General features: G+C 69.9%; 14 protein-coding genes. 10 read left to right on the top strand and 4 right to left on the bottom strand.

Annotation, left to right across the window (positions count from 1 at the left end):
* Positions 1-8 precede the first annotated feature (8 nt).
* From NO889_RS04810 to NO889_RS04785, 6 genes are all read left to right on the top strand, one after another.
* Positions 9-2,051 carry a type II secretion system F family protein gene (locus NO889_RS04810; protein ID WP_256411130.1) on the top strand — a complete coding sequence of 681 codons (2,043 nt, stop codon included), beginning with the start codon at positions 9-11 and terminating at the stop codon, positions 2,049-2,051.
* Positions 2,041-2,649: a DUF7287 family protein gene (locus NO889_RS04805; RefSeq protein WP_256411129.1), complete on the top strand. Its 609-nt coding sequence runs from the start codon at positions 2,041-2,043 to the stop codon at positions 2,647-2,649. Before NO889_RS04810 ends, NO889_RS04805 begins: the two co-directional genes overlap by 11 nt.
* Before the next feature lie 2 nt (positions 2,650-2,651).
* Positions 2,652-3,317 carry a DUF7288 family protein gene (locus NO889_RS04800; protein WP_256411128.1) on the top strand — a complete coding sequence of 222 codons (666 nt, stop codon included), beginning with the start codon at positions 2,652-2,654 and terminating at the stop codon, positions 3,315-3,317.
* A complete protein-coding gene (locus tag NO889_RS04795) occupies positions 3,305-4,291 on the top strand; it encodes a DUF7261 family protein (RefSeq protein WP_256411127.1) in 987 nt (328 codons plus the stop codon). Before NO889_RS04800 ends, NO889_RS04795 begins: the two co-directional genes overlap by 13 nt.
* The gene (locus tag NO889_RS04790) at positions 4,275-4,844 is read left to right on the top strand and encodes a DUF7266 family protein (protein WP_256411126.1); all 570 of its coding nucleotides are present in this window, start codon (positions 4,275-4,277) and stop codon (positions 4,842-4,844) included. Before NO889_RS04795 ends, NO889_RS04790 begins: the two co-directional genes overlap by 17 nt.
* Positions 4,845-4,909: 65 nt before the next feature.
* Positions 4,910-5,662, top strand: coding sequence for a DUF7289 family protein (locus NO889_RS04785; protein WP_256411125.1), 753 nt, complete (start codon positions 4,910-4,912; stop codon positions 5,660-5,662).
* Between the two features lie 39 nt (positions 5,663-5,701).
* Here NO889_RS04785 and NO889_RS04780 read toward each other — a convergent pair whose 3' ends face one another.
* Entirely contained in the window at positions 5,702-7,114 is a 1,413-nt protein-coding gene (locus NO889_RS04780) for a DUF7289 family protein (protein WP_256411124.1), read from the bottom strand.
* Positions 7,115-7,255: 141 nt separating this feature from the next.
* On the opposite strand from NO889_RS04780, the gene NO889_RS04775 reads away from it, so the two are divergent.
* Entirely contained in the window at positions 7,256-8,197 is a 942-nt protein-coding gene (locus NO889_RS04775; RefSeq protein ID WP_256411123.1) for a cation diffusion facilitator family transporter, read from the top strand.
* 56 nt (positions 8,198-8,253) lie between these two features.
* Here NO889_RS04775 and NO889_RS04770 read toward each other — a convergent pair whose 3' ends face one another.
* On the bottom strand, positions 8,254-9,546 hold the full coding sequence (locus NO889_RS04770) for a Glu/Leu/Phe/Val family dehydrogenase (RefSeq protein ID WP_256411122.1): 1,293 nt from the start codon (positions 9,544-9,546) through the stop codon (positions 8,254-8,256).
* A gap of 199 nt (positions 9,547-9,745) precedes the next feature.
* On the opposite strand from NO889_RS04770, the gene NO889_RS04765 reads away from it, so the two are divergent.
* The 3 genes from NO889_RS04765 (at position 9,746) to NO889_RS04755 (ending at position 13,199) form a co-directional block, all read left to right on the top strand.
* Positions 9,746-10,210 (top strand): PH domain-containing protein, encoded by a 465-nt coding sequence (locus NO889_RS04765; RefSeq protein ID WP_256411121.1) that lies wholly within the window; start codon positions 9,746-9,748, stop codon positions 10,208-10,210.
* The gene (locus NO889_RS04760) at positions 10,207-12,045 is read left to right on the top strand and encodes a PH domain-containing protein (protein ID WP_256411120.1); all 1,839 of its coding nucleotides are present in this window, start codon (positions 10,207-10,209) and stop codon (positions 12,043-12,045) included. Before NO889_RS04765 ends, NO889_RS04760 begins: the two co-directional genes overlap by 4 nt.
* Before the next feature lie 86 nt (positions 12,046-12,131).
* Positions 12,132-13,199 (top strand): phytoene/squalene synthase family protein, encoded by a 1,068-nt coding sequence (locus NO889_RS04755; protein WP_256411119.1) that lies wholly within the window; start codon positions 12,132-12,134, stop codon positions 13,197-13,199.
* 61 nt (positions 13,200-13,260) lie between these two features.
* Here NO889_RS04755 and NO889_RS04750 read toward each other — a convergent pair whose 3' ends face one another.
* Together NO889_RS04750 and NO889_RS04745 are read right to left on the bottom strand one after the other, a co-directional pair.
* Positions 13,261-15,234, bottom strand: coding sequence for a DEAD/DEAH box helicase (locus NO889_RS04750; RefSeq protein ID WP_256411118.1), 1,974 nt, complete (start codon positions 15,232-15,234; stop codon positions 13,261-13,263).
* A 75-nt stretch (positions 15,235-15,309) separates the two neighbouring features.
* Positions 15,310-15,894 carry a response regulator transcription factor gene (locus NO889_RS04745; RefSeq protein WP_256411117.1) on the bottom strand — a complete coding sequence of 195 codons (585 nt, stop codon included), beginning with the start codon at positions 15,892-15,894 and terminating at the stop codon, positions 15,310-15,312.
* Positions 15,895-15,919: the final 25 nt, after the last annotated feature.

The following is a 15,919-nucleotide window of genomic DNA, read 5'->3' as shown; positions in this document are numbered from 1 at the left end:
AGGCGTCGATGAGTCTCGACGCGGGCGTCGGAGGCGACTCGGTCGACGGGGACCTCCTCGGGCAGCTGTTCTACCCCGCCTTCGGACTGCTCTTCGACCCCGACGGCGACCTCGTCGGCGACGTCGAGCGCAAGCTCGCGGAGGCGCGAATGACCGACCCCGTCGAGATGTACGTCTCCAGGGCGCTCGGGGTCGGCGTGCTGGTCGGGTTCGCGTTCGCCGTCGTCGGAACGCTCCTGGGATACGGCGTGTTCGCGCTCGGGGTGATCTCGGCCGAGTCGCTCTCGCTCGGGATCCCCGTTCCGAACCAGGGGACCCGGCAGCTGCTACGGTCGCTCGTGGTGCCGGTCGCGGTCCTGACGAGCGGGGTCGTCTTCGGGTCGATCGGGTTCGCGACGGGGTTCGGTGGACTCCTCGCGGTCCCGTACTCGCGGTCGGCGAGCCGGGAGCGAGAGATCAACCTGCTTCTCGCCGACTCCGTCTCCTTCATGTACGCCCTCTCGGTCGGCGGGCTCAATCAACTGGAGATCCTCCGGGCGATGGCGACTGCCGAGGACACCTACGGGGAGGTGTCGCGGGAGTTCCAGAACATCATCAACGAGACGGAGTACTTCGGGACCGACTACCGGAACGCGATCCGGACGCAGTCGATGGAGACGCCCTCCGAGGAGCTCTCACAGTTCCTCGCGGACATGCTCTCCATCGTCAACTCCGGCGGGGAGATGGAGCCGTTCCTGAAGGACAAAAAGGAGAAACACCTCCGGACGTCCAAACAGGAGCGCGAGATGACCCTCGAGACGCTGGAGCTGTTCGGGGAGATGTACATGACGCTCTCGCTTTTTCCGTTGCTTCTCATCATCATCCTCGTCATTATGGGGATGATGGGCGAGGCCGACGACTTCCTGCTGTACGCGACGGTGTACCTCCTCATCCCGCTTACCGGAATCGGCTTCCTCGTGTTGGTCTCGACCGTCAAACAGGACGAGCCGGGCGACGGCTACCTCCGGCCCGACGGCGGCAGCGACCGGCTCCGGCAGACGAGCCGCGAGGGACTGCTCCACTTCGGGCTGATCGAGGCGTTCGTCGGTCGCGCGAGCGTCTTCGACCGGATCCGCGACCGCGAGGGGACCTACAAGACGAAGCGGATCCTCGCCGCCCCGCACCACTTCCTGCGGGACAACCCGCTGTACACCCTCGCGATGACGGTCCCCGCCGCGCTGGCGCTCGTCGTCGTGGCGGTCACGTCGGGGTCCGCGCCGACGACCGTCGACGGCTGGATCGACAGCCCCGTCTGGTCGGCGTTCATCTGGGTGTACGTCCCGGCGTATCTGACGCTCGTGCCGCTCACGGCGTTCTACGAGTGGGACCAGCGCGCCAAGCGGTCGGTCACGGGGAAGCTCTCGGAGAACCTCCGGAAGCTCTCCTCCGCCAACGACACGGGCCAGACGCTCTTGGAGTCGATCCGGACGGTCGCGGACACCTCCTCGGGGACGCTCGCCGAGGAGTTCGAGGTGATCCACGCGAAGGTGAACTACGGGATGAGCCTGCGCGACGCCATGGTCGAGTTCAACAACACGTACGCGGTCCCGCGGCTCGCACGGACGGTGAAACTGATCTCGGAGGCCCAGGAGGCGTCCTCGCAGATCACGGACGTGTTGACCACCGCGGCGCAGGCCTCCGAGAACCAGGACGACATCGAGCGCGAGCGCCGGTCGCGGACCCGGATGCAGGTGGCGATCATCGTCATGACGTACGTGACCCTCCTCGGCGTGATGGCGATCCTCCAGACGCAGTTCATCGACGTGATGGGCGGGCTCGCACAGGGCGCGTCGGGGACCTCCGGCGGCGTCGCCGGCGGCGGGTTCGGCGGCGGTGGCGGCGGCGTCGACCCCGAGGTCCTCTCGATGCTGTTCTTTCACGCGGTGACGATCCAGGCCGTTCTCTCGGGATTCATCGCCGGCTACATCCGTGACGCTCGGCTCCTCTCCGGGCTGAAGTTCGCCGTCGTCCTGATGACGCTCGCGCTGGGGGTGTGGATCTATGTCGGGTGACCGATCCCGCAGGGACGCCGCTGCGGGCGAGATCCGTCGGGGAGACCGCGGGCAGACCCAGATCGACTTCGCCGTCGGCGCGGGCGTGTTCCTGATCGCGCTCGCGTTCGTGGTCGCGTTCGTTCCGACGCTCTTCGAGCCCTTCGCGGCCGGCGAGACCGCCTCGCCGCTCGTCGCCGACCGGATCGCCGCCGGGACGGTCGACTCACTCGGCGTCTCCGCGAACGCCTCGGGAGACCCCGCCGCCGTCCACGCGCCGACCGAGCCGGGCGTCCTCTCGCCGGCGTGTACGGTCGCGTTCTTCGAGGCGGAAGGGAACGCAACGCTCGCCGACGACGCCGGCTGCCCGTTCGACGCCGAGACCGGTCCAGCGGCGCCGTTCGGCGTCGACGACGACGTCCAGGTGGTGATCCACGAACTCGACGAGAGCGCCGGGAACCCGGCGACCGTCGAGTTCGAGACCCGACACGGGACGGTCGGGACGACGTTGAACCGATCGACCGCGGACCCGACCGCGACGGCCGACGACGTCACCGTCTCCGGCCGCGTCGTCTCGCTCCGGGGGGACCAGTACCGCCTGACGGTGCGGGTGTGGTGACGATGTCCCGCTCGCCTCTCGCCCGCCCTCCGACCGCCCCCGACGACCGCGGCCAGGCGCACACCTTGGAGGCGTTCGTGGCGGCGATCCTGCTCGTGGCCGGGCTCACGTTCGCGCTCCAGGCGACGGCGGTGACGCCCCTGTCGGCGAGCACGTCGAACCAGCACATCGAGAACCAGCAGCGCGCGGCCGCGACCGGCCTCCTCGAGACGAGCGCCGCGAACGGGGATCTGCGGGATGCGGTCCTCGACTGGCATCCCGGCAACGCGACGGTCGAGCGAGGGTTCGACGCGAGCACCGAGGAGCGCGCATACTACACGGGGGGCGGCCCGCCGAACGCCTTCGGTGACGCCCTCGACCGGACCTTTCTCGACCGGCGGATCGCGTTCAACGTGTACGTTCAGTATCACGACAGTTCGGCGAAGGGCGGCGACAAGCCGGTGAAACGACAGGTCATGGTGGACATGGGGTCACCGAGCGACAACGCGGTGACGGCGAGCCGGTCGATCACGGTGTCGAACGACGCCACGCTGACCGCCGACGGGTTCGAGGAGCGAACTCTCGAAGCGGTGGACGCCGACCCGAACGAGCGGTTCTACGCGCCACCGGTCGACGACGGCCCGATATACAACCACCTGGAGGTGCGAATCGTCGTATGGCGGATGTGAGCCTCGGCCCTCCCGACGGGAGGCGACTTCGCGAGGCCGACCGCGGCCAGCTGCTGGTGGTCGCCGGACTCGTGATGGCGGTCTCGCTCGTGGCACTCGTCGTCCTGTTGAACGCGACGATATTCACCGAGAACCTCGCGACTCGCGGGATCGAGGCGGCCGACGGCGAGGCGACGGAGGTCAGAGCGACCGCGGTCGGGGGGGTCGGCGAACTCGTCGACGCGACGAACCGGCAGGAACGGGCGTCACACGAGGTGACGAACGTGACCGACGGGGTCGCCGCCCTGGACGCGCGGATGGCGCGGAGCTACGCGGAGCGTGGGGGCGTGGTCCATCTCGAGACCAACGAATCACGGGTAACCAGGGGGGAGTACCTCTCGACCGCGGGCAACGCCACGTCGCTCGCGAACGACACGGACGCGACGGCGTACGCGTTCGTCGACGGGATCGACCGCACGCGGGGGTTCTCGCTGTCGCTCTCCGCCGACGACCTCGCGACGACGACCCCGAGCGACGCGACCGGCGAGGCGTTCCACGTCGTCTTCGACGGACCCGCGCTCTCGGAGAGTCGGGAGGTGTACGTCTATCGGAACGCGACCGACGACGTGGTCGTCGCGAACGGGACCGGCGGCGGCGACCCGACGGTCCGGTGCTCGATCGCGGCCGCGTCGGACGAGAACGCGACCCTCGATCTCACCGCCGAGCGGCTCGGAGAGACCGCCTGTCCGGGCGTCTGGCCGGCGGAACTGTTCGCTCCGTCCGACGCGTACGCGATCCGGTTCGGGAACGCCGACGCGGCCGACGGCACCGCGACCGCGACCGTTCGACCGCGGCCGGCGGGGTCGGATCCCGGTGCCGACCACGACGGGACCTCGCCCGCCGTCTACGACGCCACGGTCGACCTCCGCTACCGGACGGCCGACCTCCGGTTCGAGACCACCGTTCGGGTCGCGCCGGGTGAGCCGCGTGCGTGACCGGATCCCCTCGGGAGGGCCGCTCGGCTCGGGCGACTCGATCTCCCGCGACGACCGGGGCGTGAGCACGACCGTCGGCTACGTGTTGACGCTCGCGATCGGGGCGGTGCTGCTCTCGGGCGTCGTGATCGGCGTCGGCGGCGTGATCGACGCACAGACCGAACGGGCGGTCCACGGCGACCTCGAGGTCACGGGACAGTCGCTCGCCGCGAACCTCGAAGCCGCGGACCGGCTCGCCCGACTCGCGGAGGCGGGCCGGACCGACCCGGACGTCGACCCTGCCGACGGGACCGCGGTCGCGACCGTCGACGTCGACCTCCCGACGCGGGTGGCGGGTGTCCCGTACACCGTCGAGATCGTGGACGGTCCGGATCCCGACGCCGACTCCGCCGTGATCCTCCGGACGACGCGGCCGGACGCGAGCCTCCGGGTTCCGTACCGGTCGAACACGACCGTCGAGGGGACGACGGTTCGGGGTGGGCCAGTCCGGATCGCGTACGTCGCCGACGGGGACGACCCGAGCGCCGGTACGCTAGAGGTGACGGAACGGTGAGCCCCGACCGTCACTCCGGGTCGGAGGGGATCCGCGGACGCCCCTCTCTTTCCGACGACCGTGGCGTGAGCGACGTCGTCGGCTACGTGTTGGTGTTCGCGCTCGTCACGGCGACGATCGCGTCGGTGTTCGCCGTCGGTATGGCGGGGCTGGAGGACAGACGGAACGCCGAGCGCGTCGAGAACGTCGAGCGCGCGTTCGACGTCCTCGACGACAATCTTCGCGACATCCAACGGTACGGCGATCCCAGCCGGGCGACCGAGATCCGGCTCAGCGGCGGCGAGCTCTCGTTGTCGTCGACGACGACCATCACCGTCGAACAGGTCGATTCGAGCGGGACGCGGATCGGCAACAATTCCACCGCGGAGGTCGACGCCGTGACGTACACTCGCGGTGAGACGACGATCGGATACGACGCCGGCGCGCAGTTCCGAACCGACGGAGAGACGACGCTGTTTCGCTCGACGCCCCGGTTCGCTTCCTCCCCAACGGCGAACCGCACGGTCATTCCGATCGTCCGGACTACGCACTCGGAGAACGGCCCATCCGCGATCAACGGTGGGGGGACGGTACAGATAGCCGCCGAGGTCGGCGGAGTGAATTGGATGGCCTTTCCGGAGTCGGGTCTCGATCCCCACGCGATCCGGGTTCGGATCGAATCGCCGCGGGCCGACGCGTGGAAGCAGTACCTCGCCGAAACGGACGGGTTCACGATCGACCCAGGGGAAACGTCCGGCGACGTCGTCGTCGCGGAGGTCGACCGCGACTCGGCGGTGTACGTGCGCGTGATCGTGGTGGATGTCTCCTACCGGCGGTGAGCCGACGAGGCTCGGCCGCGGGCCGCCGAAGCCGCGCGGTCAGTCGAACCGGACCGCGACCTCGTTCCGGCTCACGTGGAGATACGTGATCGGGTTCTGTCCGGGACCGCCGGAGATCGTCAACTCGAGGTCGCGCAGATCGGCGTCGTACGCCATCGAGGACGCGCCGCCGAGATCGAGCCGCTCGAACACGAACGCGCCCCTGAGCGTCGGGTTCCCGTTCGCCTCCACGTCCGCGTTCGGCGCGTAGATGACCGCGTCGATATCGGCGTTTCCGATCCCGTTCGTGTTCTCCGCGATCCCGCCGTTCACGTAGAACTGGGTTCGCTCCGCGTCGATCGACGACGCCGTGGTCCCTATCGTCGGGTTGTTGATATCGACGCTGCCGTTGACGTAGTACGTGACCGCGTTGTCGCTTCCGTCGGTGATCTGAAGGTCGTTTCCGCCGATGTCGAAGTCCCCGTCGATCGCCACGGTCACGTTGCCGCCGGCGGTGTCGAACTCGACGTCGTCGCTCAACGTGACGTCGCCGTCGGCGTGGTAGACTCCCGCGGTACACGTTCCGCCGTCGAAACAGTCGTCGACCGCTTGGCCGCTCGTCGAGGCGTTCTCGATCCGCTCGTCGATGACCGCGGACGGCGACGGGTGGGAGACCCCGAGCTCGTAGTCGTCCTCGTCGAGCGGGATGTCCGTGTGGGTGTCCTCGCTCCCGAGCGAGAGCGGCTTGTCCAGCTCGACCTCGCCGGGAACGACGAGCCGGGCGGTCGCCGTCCGGTTCGCGTCGTCCTTCGTCACGTCACCCTCCGCACGCTGGCTGAAGAAGTCGTACCAGCCCTCGTAGTAGTCGCTCCGGACCTCCACGACGACCGTCCCGTTCTCGAGCGGGTTCGAGACGTTCGGGAAGACCTCCTCCTCGGCAGTCCGCTGTCGAACCACGCCTGTTCCGCGATCGGAGGTGCGCCGCTCGCCCTCGCCGGTGAGCCGAACGATCGGGAACGTGAGCGTCTCCCCGCGGTAGTGGTACTCCGGCGGCGACACCATCCGGCCCCTGGTGCCGTCGCTCGACCAGACGCCGCCGCCCTGGACCGCGACCTCCCGGCCCTCGCCGGCGTACACGAGCGTCCCGAGCGAGTACGATTCGTTCGTCACGTTCCCGTCGGGTCGCTCGATCCGGACCTCGACGTGCCCGGCGTCCTCCTCGAGCCGGAGGTCGCCGCCGTCGACGGATCCCAGGTCGAACCGCTTGGCGTCCGCCCCGCCGAGTGCGACGAGGCTGGCCCGTGAGGTGAACTGGGACATCCCGTTCTCGACGCCCGTCGCCTGCGCCTCGTCGGTGACGGTCGCGAGCGCCACGCTCCCCGTCGCCACCGTGGCCGTCACGGCGGCGATCGTGATCCCCAAGAGCAGCACGGTCCCGATCACCTCGCTCTGGGCGCGCGCTTCGGGGTACATGTCCCGACCTCGGTGCCCGGAACGGTTAAACACCGCCCGCCGGCTATCGCGTCTGATAGCGAACCGGGCGGTCGCTCCGTCCGCCGACCCTTCCCGCGACGGGACGCACGACTTAACACCGACGGCGAGCGACGTTGAGACATGACGGCTCGCCCGCGACGGAACGAGAAGCGACGGTTCAGGCGGGCGGCCGGGGTGAACGTCCTCGGCAACGCCGCGAAGATCGCCGTCGAGGGGGCCGCGGGACTCGCCTTCGGGAGCGTGGCGCTCCTGGCCGACGCGGCCCACTCCGTCGCCGACCTCGTCGCCAGCGGCGTGGTGTTCGTCTGGGGCGGGGCCCGCTACGACGACGCCGACGCCGAACACCCACACGGCCACCAGCGGATCGAGCCCCTGACCGCGCTGTTCGTCGGCGCGGTGGTCGCCCTCCTCGGGCTCAACCTCCTGTGGAGCTCGATCGAGGGGATCCGGTTCGGCACCGACGTGCGGTTCAGCCGGCTGCTGCTCGCCGCCCTGGCGTTCGCGCTGGTCGACATGTACGTCCTCTACTGGTACACGATGCGGGTGAACGCGGAGCTCGGATCGACCGCGCTGTCGGCGCTCGCGGTCGACTGCCTCAACGACATCTACACCACGGTTGCGGCGGTCGTCGGCGTGCTCGGCGTCTTCTTCGACCTCCCGATCCTCGACCCGCTCGCGGGCGCGGTCGTGAGCCTGCTCGTCGTGTATCAGGGCGTCGAGATCGGTCGCGAGAACGTCACGTACCTCGTCGGAGCCGCGCCGCCGGCGGGCGATCGCGACCGCATCACCGAGTCGCTCCGCGAGCATTCCGAGGTCGTCGGCGTCCACGACCTGCGCGTCTTCTACGACGGGACCGACCTGGAGGTGGAGGTCCACGTCGAGGTCGACGGCGAGATGACGCTCCGGCACGCGCACGAGATCGAGACGGAACTCGTCACGCGGCTCCGCGGACTGGAGGACGTCGGCGACGTCCACGTCCACCTCGACCCCTCCGGCGTCGGCGAGTGGAAGGACGCGGACGACGCGGGAGCGAACGGGACGGGAGACGGCGGGGGCGAGTGAGGACGGCGGGGACGGGGACGGCTGACGGCGAGACGGGAACGGATACCGGCGCCCGTCTACGGGAACAGGCCGCGGTACTCGTGGGCGCTCGCGGTCCGCTCGAGCGCGAGGGTGTACGCGGCGGTCCGGAGGTCCGGGACCGCGCCCTCGTCGTAACGCTCGATGGTCTCGTCGAAGGCGGAGCCGATCCGGCGCTCCAACTCGACGTTGACCGTCTCCAGCGGCCAGGAGAACTCCTGGGAGTTCTGGACCCACTCGAGATACGAGACGATGATCCCGCCGGCGTTCGCGAGGATGTCGGGAACCACGGGGACGTCGCGGTCGGTGAGCACCTCGTCCGCCGCCACCGTCGTCGGGCCGTTCGCCGCCTCGACGATCGCGCTCGCGCGGAGGTCGTCGACGTTGTCTGCGGTGATCACGCCCTCGACGGCCGCGGGGATGAGGACGTCGACGTCGAGCGCCAGCAGCTCCTCGTTCGAAATGAGGGCCGCGTCGTCCCCGGAGGAGCCGCCGGCCCCCGTTCCGCGGACCTCGCCCTCGGTGTACTCCTCGATCATGCCGCCCGCCTCGACGTGCGCGCCCAGCGCGGCCACGTCGAGTCCGTCGGGGTCGTAGGCGGCCCCGGTCACGTCGGAGGTCGCGACGACCCGCGCTCCCGCGTCGTCGAGCAGGCGGGCCGCGTTCGATCCGACGTTCCCGAAGCCCTGGATCGCGATGCTCGCGTCGGTGAGGTCCCGCTCCAGGTACTCGAAGAGCTTCTGGGTGATGAGCGAGACGCCGCGGCCGGTCGCCTCGACGCGACCGGGCGTCCCGCCGATCTCGAGCGGCTTGCCGGTGACGACCTTGGGGACCGTGTACCCCTCGTACATCGAGTAGGTGTCCATCATCCACGCCATGGTCTGCGGGTTGGTGTTCATGTCCGGCGCGGGCACGTCGATGTCGGGACCGATCATTCGGCGGATTCCCTCGGTGTAGCGCCGGGTGAGCCGTTCGAGGTCGCGCTCGGTGAGGTCCTTCGGTTCACAGATGACGCCGCCCTTCGCGCCGCCGTACGGGAGGTCGACGAGCGCCGCTTTCCAGGTCATCCACCCCGCGAGCGCCTCGACCTCGCGCTGGGAGACCGTCGGGTGGTAGCGAACGCCGCCCTTGAACGGCCCGCGCGCGCCGTCGAACTGACAGCGGAACCCCTCGAAGACCTCCACCTCGCCCGACTCCAACTTGACGGGCAGCGTGACCTTCAGGGTCCGCTCGGGGTGTTTGAGCCGCTCGAAGACGCCGTGATCGACGTCCGCGTACGCCTTGGCGCGGTCCATCTGTGCGAGCATGTTCTCGAACGGGTCGTCGGCCATCGTCCGAGAGTCCTTTATGATCGATTATATTCCTTTCGCAAATATTGCGAGAGCGTGTAAATAACACGCACGGAAGCCGATCCTCGATCGGAAGGAACGACGGACGGGCGCTCGACGCATCGGAGGTTCCGCCGGATCTTATAAGTGCCCGTCGACAACGGTGGCCCATGACCCCTCGACACGTGACGGAGGACGCCCGATGACGGCCCAGCGACTCCACCCCCGCGTCCGGGTCGTCTGGGTCCTCCGCGCCGTCCTCGCGGCCGCGATACTCGCCGCCCCCGTCGCCGGCGCGCACTACCTCGGGTACGCGCCCCGGTGGGCACCGGTCGTCGCCGGCGCGGTCCTGCTCGCTCTCGGCGTCGTCCACGCGCTCCTCCGATACCGACGGTGGAGCTACGAGATCCGCGAGGACGCCCTCTACCTCGACCGCGGCGTGATCACGCAGGTCCGGACGACGGTCCCGCTCGTGCGCATCCAGCACGTCGACTCGCGGCGCGGCCCCGTCGAGCGGGGCGTCGGGCTGGCGTCGTGTGTGGTGTACACCGCCGGCTCCCGCGGGGCCGACGTCCGCATTCCCGGTCTGACGCCGGACGGCGCGAGCGACCTCCGCGAGGAGCTGAAACGGTTGGCGATCCGCGCGGACGGGGAGGACGCGGTGTGAAGCTCGCACCCCAGTCGATCCCGTACCGCGCGCTCCAGAAGGCCGCCGGGGTCGCCGTCGTCCTCTTCTTCGTCGTGAACGACGGCGGGTGGGGGTTCCCCGTGGCCGCCGGCGCGGGACTCGCCGCGCTGCTCGTCGCCGGCGCGTACGAGGTCGCGTACTATCGGCGGTTCGAGTACGAACTCACCGAGAACACGCTCGACATTCGCTCGGGCGTGATCTCGCGACGCGAGCGGGAGATCCCCTACCGGCGGATCCAGAACGTCGACGTGAGCCGGAGCGTGATCCAGCGCGCGATCGGGGTCGCCGCCGTCGACCTCGAGACCGCGGGCGGGTCGAGCACCGAGGGGTCGATCCGCTTCGTGACCCCGGCGGAGGCCACGCGGCTCCAGCGCGAGGTCCAGCGGCGAAAGTCCGCGGATTCGGCGGCAGGGGGCAGCGACGCGTCCGGGGAGTCGACGGGTCCGGTCGAGGAGGACCTGTTCGCCATCTCGCCGCGCGAGCTCGCGCTCGTCGGCGCGCTGTCGTTCGACGGCCGGCTCATCGGACTGCTCGCGTTCGCGGGATCGGGGTCGATCCCGGTGGTGTCGGGATACCTGCCGGACGTCTCCGCGCTGGCGCTCAGCGCGGTCGCGGTCGCCGCCGCCGGCGCGCTGTTCCTCGTCTCGTGGGCGATCGGCGCGGCGGTGTCGTTCTCGAACTACTACGGCTTCCGGCTCTCCCGCGCCGGCGACGAGCTCCGGTACGAGCGCGGGCTGTTCCGGCGGTACAGCGGCTCGATTCCCACGGAAAAGGTCCAGACGCTGACGGTCTCCGACAACCCCGCGAAGCGCGCGCTCGGATACGCGACGCTCTCGATCGAGACCGCGGGGTACGCGCCCGGCCAGGGCGGCGAGTACGGGAGCGAGGCGGCGGTCCCCATCGCGAGGGTCGGTCGCGTGTACGACCTCGCCCGCGAGGTCGAGTCGTTCGGCGAACCGTCGTTCCGCCGCCCTCCGCGGCGGATCCGCTGGCGGTACGCGTTCCGGTACGCCCTGCTTCTCGCCGTCCTCGTCGGCGTCGCCTTCGCAGTCGACTGGTACCTCGCGGCCGGGATCCCGTGGTACGCGTCGGCCGCGTTGCTTCTCGCGGTTCCACCGGCCGCACACCTGAAGTGGAAACACCGCGGCTACTGGCTCGGCGAGGACCACCTCGTGACTCGAAACGGGTTCTGGAGCCGTAGCGTGCGGGTGGTGCCGTACTACCGGATCCAGACCGTGATCGACAGCCGGTCCGTCTTCCAGCGGCGGTGGGACGTGGCGACGGTCGTCGCCGACACCGCCGGAACGAGTTCGCTCACCGGAAGCGACGCCGCGGCCGTCGACTTCGACGTCGAGGAGGTCGAAGAGCTCCAGTCGACGCTCGGCGACCGGCTTCAGGAGGCGCTTCGAGACCGTCGAAGCGGAGGGTCGTTCGAGTGGCTCGAAGGCGGCCGCGAGACCGGTGCCGAGGGCGCCGAAGACGACGTCGAGGACGCCGGGGACGCCGCGGGGAGCCTCGACGGCGACGCAGGCCGGGAGGTCCCCGACGAGGAGGCCGTCCGGCCCGACTTCTCGGCGTCGAACCGCGACTACTCGGAGCCCGCCGAGCGCGTCGACACCGGGGAGTACGCGGTCGACCGGTTCCCCTCCGACGCCGACGTGGCCAACCGGCCCGACGGCGAGGAGGGTTCGACCGACGCGGTCGACGGCGGCGACGGCCATGACGACGCGGACGGCGGTGACGCCGCGAAAGAGGGCGACGGCGACCCGGACGACTCCGGCGAGACCGGGGTCGACGACGATCCCGCGCGCTGAGGGACGGTTCCGGATCGGAACGGTGGGACCGTCCGCTCCGTCCGCGAGGCTTTTTTATAGGTCGTGCCGTAAGAACGGGTAACTGAATGAGCGGACGAGAACACGGCACGGCCGACCCCGACCTCGAGTGGTGTCACGAGGCGGTTCAAGGCGTGTCCCGCACCTTCGCGTTGACCGTGGACGTGTTGGAGGAGCCGATGGCCTCACAGATCTGTCTCGGCTACCTCCTCTGTCGCGTCGCCGACACCGTCGAGGACGCCGGCCACATCCCGCCGGCGGAGCAGACCGCCGTACTCGAGACCTATCGGGAGGCGATCGACCCCGACGGAGACGCCGAGATCGGGGACTTCCGCGCGGCCGTCGACGAGTGGCTGCCCGACTCCGGGAAGCGCGACGAGGACTGGGAGGTCGTCGCCGAGTCACCGACGATCGTCGCGACCTTCGAGGACTTAGAGCCGGAGGCGCGCGAGGCGATCGTCCCGCCCGTCCTCGAGATGGTCGACGGGATGGCGATGTTCGTCGACCGCCACGCCGAGGAGGGCGGACTCCGGATCGACGACCGCGACGAACTCGAACAGTACTGTTACTACGCCGCCGGCACGGTCGGCAACCTCATCACGAACCTCCTGACGCGCGGCGAGGTCGGCGAGGCGCGCGCACGGCGGCTCCGGGAGACCGCCGAGGAGTTCGGACTCCTCTTACAGCTCGTGAACGTCTCGAAGGACGTCTACGACGACTTCACGGAGGAGAACAACGTCTACCTCCCCGCACAGTGGCTCGAGGACGAGGGCGTCGACCAGGACGCGGTGATCGACCCCGAGAACCGCGAGTCGTCCGCCCGCGTCGTCGACCGCACCGCCGACTACGCGCGGTCGTTCCTCGACGACGCGCAGGCGTATCTCGAGACCATGCCGCTCTCACACGGGAACACGATGGAGGCGTGGACCGTCCCGTACCTGCTCGCGGTCGGAACCCTCCGGGAGCTTCGATCGCGGCCCGAGGACGCGCTGACGGAGCGCGGGGTCAAAGTCTCCAGACAGGAGGTGTTCGCGGTGATGGCCGTCGCCGGCGAGGCCGGACGCGACTCGCTCGCGGACCTCAGGGAGACGATCGCGAACACGCCGTACCACCGGGCAGTCGAACCGGCGGACTGAAACCCTCCTCACGACCCCCTTCCGAACCGTACCGACGGTCGACCGGATCGCTGAGGACCGATCAGATCCGGCTTCGCGCCCGCGTCACTGCCGGCACCGAGACGCCGATCGTGTCCGCGAGCGCCTCCGCCGCGCTCAACAGCCACTCCGCGCGCTCGACGCGCGAGTCGAGGTCGCCGGGGCCGATCCGGTACGCCTCCACCAACTCCTCCACGGTCGCGCCGCCGATCCACTCCGCTAAGATCCGTGCCGTCTTCACCGACTCCAGCCATCCCTCGAAGTCGTCGGCTTCGCCCATTCCGGTCGTCAGTCGAGCGGCGTTCTTCCGGGCGAATCTGTACATCTCGGCTCGCTCGCGGTTCCCGAGGTACGTGTCCTGCATGTCCGGGGTGTCACAGATCACCTCGAACACGGTGAGCGTCGTGGCGCGTTCCATCCCGGCCGCGGTCCGGAGTCCGTCGACGATCCGCGAGCCGGTCTCCGGGCGGACGTACTGCTTCGAGGTGGTCTCCCCGACCGCCGTCGCGACGATCCGGTAGCTCTCCGCGTCCCCTCGTCGCCGGACCATTCCCGCGTCGACGAGGTCGTCGACGGCGACAGCGACCGCGTCGGCGAGGCCGCCGGCCCCCGTTTCGCGGGCGTAGAACGTGCCGTCGAGGACGTCGAGGATCTCCGCCTCCGTCTCCGCGAAACCGGTCGCGACCGCCGAGAGCACGTGCGTCCGGAGCGAGGCCGGGTCCGCGAGCTTGGACTCGACGGCCTCGGGATTCCCCTCCACGTACCGCTCCACCAGCTCCTCGCGGGTGGAGTCCTCGCCGACGAGGACCGCCTCACCGTGCGGATCGAGCCCCGGCCGGCCGGCCCGCCCGCACATCTGGTGGACCTCGAGCGTCGGAAGCCACTCCATCGACGAACCGGTGTACCGCTTCTGATCGCGGACCACGACGCGGCGCGCGGGAACGTTCACGCCCGCAGCGAGCGTCGGGGTGGCACAGATACACGCGATCTCGCGCTCGCGGAACGCCGTTTCGACCGCGGCGCGGTGACCGGCGCGGAGCCCCGCGTGGTGGAACGCGACGCCCGCTCGGAGACGGTCCGCGAGCTCCTGACCCGTGACCGTCCCGTCGATGTCGGCCACCTCGTCGCCGACGGCGGCCGCGGCCGGTTCGATCCCCATCCGCTCGGCGAGGCGATCCTCGGCGAGCCGCTCGGCGAGGCCCGCGGCCTCCGCCCGCGAGCGGACGAACGCCAGACACTGTCCTCCCTCCGCGACCGCGTCGACGACGAGCGCGGCCGTGATCTCCGTCGCGTCGGGACCCTCCTCGGTGGCGTCTTCGGAGGTCGTTCCGGAACCGGTCTCCGAGTCGCCGACCGAGACGCGGCGCGTCCTGCCGTCGTCGAACGTCACCTCGCGGCCGACGCAGACGCCCGTGCGGAGGTCGACGGGCCGCCACTCCGACTCCACGAGCGTCGCGTCGAGCCAGTCGGCGATCTCCGCGGGGTTGTCGACGGTCGCCGAGAGCGCGACGACCTGGATCGACGGGCTCCGCCGACGGAGGGTCGCCAACGTCACCTCGAGAGTCGGGCCGCGCCGCTCCGCGCCGAGCAGGTGGACCTCGTCGACCACGACGCACGCGAGGTCGTCGACCCACTCCGCGCCGTTCCGGATCGCGGAGTCGACCTTCTCGCTCGTGGCCACCACCACGTCGTGACCCGCCAACTCCTCGCCGCTCGCCTCGAAGTCGCCCGTCGAGATGGCCACGTCGACGCCGGGTAACGCCGCGAACGACTCGTACTTCTCGCGGGCGAGCGCGCGGAGCGGACAGACGTACAGCCCCGGACCGTCGGCGGTCAAAAGCGCCGACTGGGCGATGAAAGTCTTCCCCGACGCGGTCGGGACCGCCGCGACGACGTTCGCGCCGTCACAGACGCCGGCTTCGACGGCGGCGACCTGCGGCGGGTACAGCTCGCGGATCCCCCGGTCCGCGAAGTGATCGACGAACCGCTCGGGAAGCGGCAGTGAACGGACGCGCATCCGGTCGTGAGTTCGCCGCGACCGTATTTAAAAAGTGCCCGGAGATCGGTGGGTGGGGGGACCGTCCCAACCGGCTCACTCCTCGACGTCGAACTCCCGAAAGAGTCCCTCGAAGTCGTCCCTGTCGGTGACCGCCTCGAGCGAGCGGTCGACCTCCTCGCGGAGCGTCTCGATCCGGGCGGTCAGCTCCTGGTACTCCTCGTTGTCTGCGAGTTCGCTGGCACTCTTTTCGGCCTCGAGCATGGCCTTCTTCGAGGTCAACGCGAACAGGTCCTGGACGCCGGCGTCGTACTTTCCGCGCCGGAGAAGCCCCTGGACGGTCTCTCTGAGGGTGTCGCTCGAGACCGGCTTGACGAGGTAGTCGTCGAACCCCATCTCGAGGATGTCGAAGTCGGGCTCGACGGCGGTCACCATCGCGACCCGGCAGTCGATCCCTCGCTCTCTGACGGCGGCGAGGACCTCGTCGCCGGAGAGGCCGGGCATCCGCCGGTCGAGGAGGATCGCGTCGACGTCGTCGTCGAGGTCGTCGATGGTTTCGAGTGCCTCGTGGCCGCCGTACGCCGTCCGGACCCGGTACTCGTCGCCGAGCCAGGCGGCGTACAAGTCTGCTAGGTCGGGTTCGTCCTCCACGACGAGGACGAGCGGCGGTCGTTCACTCATGTGTCACCCGAGCGACGACGAGTTC

Source organism: Halorubrum rubrum (genome assembly GCF_024494685.1).
GTDB lineage: Archaea > Halobacteriota > Halobacteria > Halobacteriales > Haloferacaceae > Halorubrum > Halorubrum rubrum.
This window is presented reverse-complemented; position numbering and strand designations above follow the sequence as displayed.